At 38.4% G+C, this 4787-nt stretch carries 4 protein-coding genes and 1 pseudogene; 4 read left to right on the top strand and 1 reads right to left on the bottom strand.

Features of this window, described 5'->3' with window-relative positions; all coding sequences use genetic code 11:
• Positions 1-642: 642 nt before the first annotated feature.
• From EHS11_RS19680 to EHS11_RS19665, 4 genes are all read left to right on the top strand, one after another.
• Entirely contained in the window at positions 643-1482 is an 840-nt protein-coding gene (locus EHS11_RS19680; RefSeq protein WP_135766101.1) for an SDR family oxidoreductase, read from the top strand.
• An 81-nt stretch (positions 1483-1563) separates the two neighbouring features.
• On the top strand, positions 1564-2211 hold the full coding sequence (locus EHS11_RS19675; protein WP_210413730.1) for a flavodoxin family protein: 648 nt from the start codon (positions 1564-1566) through the stop codon (positions 2209-2211).
• Between the two features lie 15 nt (positions 2212-2226).
• The gene (locus EHS11_RS19670) at positions 2227-3177 is read left to right on the top strand and encodes an AraC family transcriptional regulator (protein ID WP_246048095.1); all 951 of its coding nucleotides are present in this window, start codon (positions 2227-2229) and stop codon (positions 3175-3177) included.
• Between the two features lie 112 nt (positions 3178-3289).
• Positions 3290-4459 carry an aldo/keto reductase gene (locus tag EHS11_RS19665; protein WP_210413729.1) on the top strand — a complete coding sequence of 390 codons (1170 nt, stop codon included), beginning with the start codon at positions 3290-3292 and terminating at the stop codon, positions 4457-4459.
• 147 nt (positions 4460-4606) lie between these two features.
• On the opposite strand, the pseudogene EHS11_RS20270 reads toward EHS11_RS19665, so the two are convergent.
• Positions 4607-4787: pseudogene (locus EHS11_RS20270) on the bottom strand (IS3 family transposase); the annotation flags it as partial.

Raw genomic sequence — 4787 nt, 5'->3', positions numbered from 1 at the left:
AAATCATTTTTCCGTTTACAGGATGTGTGACCACTGCTTCTTCGAAGCTGTCAGGTGAATACTATATCAATACCCACCATTTTTCTCATAGGATCGATTTCTAGAGGTTCCTTTTACAAGAAGTAGGTTCGGGGAAGGGCAAGGCTTGGAGGAGTCCTTTTTTGATAGGTAGGTGTTAGGTTGTGATGGAGAAAGAGGGGTTTTGTGCCGAATGGTGTTAAGAGATTAGGGTTGATTTCCTAGCACCATTCCGCACAAATGGATTTGATTCTAAATTAGAAATACCTACCAATTTCTCAATACCGATGACTTGAATGGACTTAATAAAAGAGAGTTCATTCAGATAGAGTTGTGAACTCTCTGCTGGAACATTATTGTCCCAATTTCTTTCTTACTCCTACTTTAATTCATTTTATAACATGAAAATATTTGAGATCGCACCCCAAGCTTCAAAGATATATTCGGTAGAGTTTAAGCAACCGATTCTTCGGTGATTAATGATCTGTTGTATTATACAATAAAACTAGCTAAAATATCGTCGAATTTAAGTAAGTTTCGAAAGATTGGGCAATGATTCGAAAAATCGGGTATTGATGATTTCCTTATCAATGTGGTATATTCAAACCACAGAAAGGAGATCGTATGGAAACTAAAAAGGTTTGGTTTGTTACCGGTGCAAGTCGGGGTATGGGTGTCGAGATTGTAAAAGCAGCTTTAGCGGCCGGCTTTAGGGTGGTTGCAACCGGTCGCGATATTTCAAAAGTAGAAAAATCCGTTGGAACATCTTCGGACAATTTATTGATTTTAAAAATGGATGTTACAAATCCAAAAGAAATCGAAATGGCGGTCGATTCGGCACTGAAACAATTTGGAACCATCGATGTTCTCGTTAATAATGCAGGAAATTTCTATGCGGGCTTTTTTGAAGAGCTCAGTAGTAAACAAATAGAATCCCAGATGGCGACAAATCTATACGGACCAATGAATGTAACGCGGTCAATTCTTCCTGTTATGCGGAAAAACCACTCCGGACATATCATATCCATATCTTCTACAGCTGGCTTAGTTGGTTATGAATTTTGTTCGGCTTACGCCGCTTCCAAATTTGGTTTGGAAGGTTTTATGGAATCCTTGCAAATTGAAACTACTCCCTTCGGAATTAAAACTACAATCGTAGAACCTGGATTTTTTAGAACCGAGTTGCTTGAACCATCCTCCACAGCATGGGCCGAAAACTTACTGGAGGATTATGCTGCTCGGAACGCTGAGTTACGTCCATTCTGGAATGGTATGAGCGGAAAACAAGGAGGGGATTCAAGTAAGTTGGCAAAAGCGCTGATTTCCGTTGCAAACCAAACGGAACCGCCAAAACGATGGTTAGCTGGTGCGGATGCAATTGCAGAAGCAGAACGAAAGATTGGTGAATTGCAATTGCAAGTAAATGCTTATCGTGATCTTTCTTCCTCTTTGGCATATGAGTAAGTAGAAATGGAATCGAATCTAGATGACGTTACTTTGCTCCTAAAAATAATTTATAATTAAATTAATAAATTTTAGAATCTAATGAATAAATTCCGGTTGGAGAAAAAATACATCATCATGTTCGAGATTGTTCTGGGAATCATTACCTTGTCCGTAGTAATAAATCTTACTTCTGTTATCCAGATTGAAAAATACCAGCTAAATAAAAACGAAAAATTGATTTCGAATTACCCTAAAAACGAAAGTAGTTCCACAATCTTAGTTGTATATTTTTCAAGATCAGGCAACACCGAATTGATGGCATTGGAGATCGCTAAAATTAAGAATGCCCATGTATTAAGGATAGATGCAGATGAATACAAAATCGGATTTTTAGGATGGCTCAATGCGATGAAAGATGCAAGAGATCACATAGCATCCATTTCACCCTCTACAATCGACTTATCATCGTATCGCACGATTTATATTGGTTCTCCCATTTGGTTGTATAGTCCCGCTCCACCCATATGGGAATTTGTAAGAAACAATGATTTCACAAGTAAAGATGTTATTTTGTTTAATTCCCTCAATAGCAAATTCGAACAAAGATTCATTGAAGATTTTGCGAAATTAGTATCAGAACGAAAAGGAAATTTTTTGAAACATATTTTTATCATTAGAGGAAGGATGACGTGGCAAATGGAAACGGAAGACTTTCTAAAGGAAGTTAAAACCAAGTTGGAAAAATAGTGAACTAGTAAGTTTTTGAAAGATCAAAATATTTTGGGCAGGAAAGTAAATATGAAAATGGATAGTATGGAAACAAAACGGCTTAAGATGGTTGAACTTCTTAAAGACCTTCTACCTGAAGAGGGAGTCTTCCCTTCAAAGATAAAAGGTGTTTTTTTAGTTCGTACTGATAATTCTTTCGCACGTACACCAAAATCCTATTTAGCAAGTGTGATTTTTCTCGCACAAGGAACGAAAAGTGTTTTTTTAGGTGAGGAAACGTATACATATGACCCTTCCAATTATTTAGTTTTGTCTGTGCCGATGCCCATCGAATGCGAAGCGGTAACAAAACCTGGAGAGCCGATCCTTGGCTTCTATATCAGCGTAGACCCAGCGATTTTAGGAGAGATGCTCCTTGAAATGGAAGAGACAAATTATCAAGCGGACGCACTGCCTAAAGGTGTTTACGGAGCAAAACTAACAGACATTATTTCTGATTCGGCGGTTCGGTTGCTTGAAACACTCTCTTCACCAACGGAAAGCCGGATTCTCGGACCAATGATTATGCGGGAGATTATATTTAGAGTATTGTGTGGTGAAAATGGAAGTTCGCTCCACGCACTCGCTTTTCGTAATCGACGATTCTTTCAAATTGCACGTATACTTAACAAAATTCATGAATCATACGATGAAGGATTGGATCTGAAATATCTCGCTATGGATGCTGGTATGAGTACTACTACATTTCATTCCAGTTTCAAGGCTGTAACGAATGTATCCCCTTTGCAGTACATTAAAAACGTTCGTTTACAAAAAGCTAAATTACTTATGACGGAAGAGGGGCTCAATGTCATATCGGCTGCTTATCGAGTCGGCTACGAAAGCCCTTCCCAATTCAATCGGGAATATAAACGTTATTTTGGTATAACTCCGGCAAAAGATGCAATCAATCCTCGCAATTCAGGTGGAATGTACATCAGCTAATATATGTTAAGCGAACTTTATCTTTTTTCTATCATTCGTAAAATTAGGCAACAATTTATAAAATCGTGTATTGTTGATTCTCTTTTATTTTGTTACTCTAAAGGTAATATTTATGGAAACAAATCATAAAACAAGAGTATCGAACATAGAAGACCCTAATGGCCTTAGTCGGCAAAGTTTTTTGGAAAAAGCGGCACTAGTCGGGGCGAGTTTATTTACCGTACCTAACTTAATCGCTGAATCATCGAATCAATCGAGAGGTAGCAAAATAGGAAACAGCAAAGACCAAAGTATTTCAAAAAACAAAATGAAAACTCGTACACTGGGAACATTGAAAGTTTCTGAATTGGGGGCGGGGTGCATGAGCATTAGTGCCAATTATGGTCCCCCGGCGGATAAAATGCAAGGAATCCGGCTCATTCGGTCTGCATTTGAAAAGGGAGTGACTTTCTTTGATACTGCAGAGGTATATGGACCATACACCAATGAATTGTTAGTTGGTGAAGCTCTTTCTCCCATCCGAAACGAAGTAGTGATCGCGACCAAATTTGGTTTTGATTTGGAAGTAGGTGGTTTGAACAGCAAGCCCGAACATATCAAGAAAGCCGTAGAAGGTTCACTGAAACGATTACAAACTGATCGTATTGATCTTTATTACCAACACCGAGTTGACCCGAATGTTCCGATTGAAGATGTTGTTGGCGCAATTCAGGATCTCATAAGAGAGGGAAAGGTTTTACATTACGGATTATCTGAGGCAAGTGCAAAAACAATTCGCCGAGCAAATGCGGTGCATCAGGTCACTGCCGTTCAAACGGAATACTCCCTTATGACAAGAGACCCTGAAAATAATGGGGTTTTGGATATCTGTGAGGAACTAGACATCGGATTTGTTCCCTGGGGTCCAGTGGGAATGGGATATTTGACCGGAAAAATCAAACCAAATGTAGTGCTTGATCAAAAGACAGATCTACGGTCTGGCTTTGATCGCTTTAGTCCTGAAAATAGAAAGGCAAATCTACCGATTCTCGATTTTCTGAAACGATTTGGAAAGAAAAAGGGAGCAACATCGGCTCAAATAGCACTTGCTTGGTTATTGGCACAGAAATCGTGGATTGTTCCTATTCCCGGAACTCGGAAAATGGATCATCTGGAAGAAAACTTAGCGTCCATTGATATCCAACTAACACCTACCGATTTGATTGAAATTGAAGCTGAATTTTCTAAAATAAAGGTGTATGGTGGACGTATGAATGAAATGCAAATGAAAATAGTTGAGTGAACCGTTTCGTTGTTTACATAGGCCTTACTGATCTTTATTTAAGTAATGAAAATAGATGATATGTTCAATATTTATAGGAAAGTAGAAAGCCTATCTTGGGTTACTCAAAGATTCTATTGACCTTCCCCCGATATTGTGGACACCTGCTTAGGCAGCAAACCCCAGTTCGAACATAACAGGAGTTTTGTAATCGATAGCCGAATGTAACCTTTTTCTATTATAAAAGATTTCAATATAATAGAAGATATCTGATCAGGCTTCATCAAGATTTTTGAATCTTCGATGATTTGTAAATTCTCTTTTTAAAGTAGAGAAGAAACTTTCTGCC

Source organism: Leptospira ilyithenensis (assembly GCF_004771005.1).
Classification (GTDB): domain Bacteria; phylum Spirochaetota; class Leptospiria; order Leptospirales; family Leptospiraceae; genus Leptospira_A; species Leptospira_A ilyithenensis.
The sequence above is the reverse complement of the archived record's forward strand: the minus strand, read 5'-3'. Positions and strand labels throughout refer to the sequence as shown.

Excerpts from the sequence above, each read along its gene's own strand:
- EHS11_RS19675 (WP_210413730.1), top strand. The coding sequence starts at position 1,564 with ATGAATAAATTCCGGTTGGAGAAAAAATACATCATCATGTTCGAGATT.
- EHS11_RS19665 (WP_210413729.1), top strand. The coding sequence starts at position 3,290 with ATGGAAACAAATCATAAAACAAGAGTATCGAACATAGAAGACCCTAAT.
- EHS11_RS19680 (WP_135766101.1), top strand. The coding sequence starts at position 643 with ATGGAAACTAAAAAGGTTTGGTTTGTTACCGGTGCAAGTCGGGGTATG.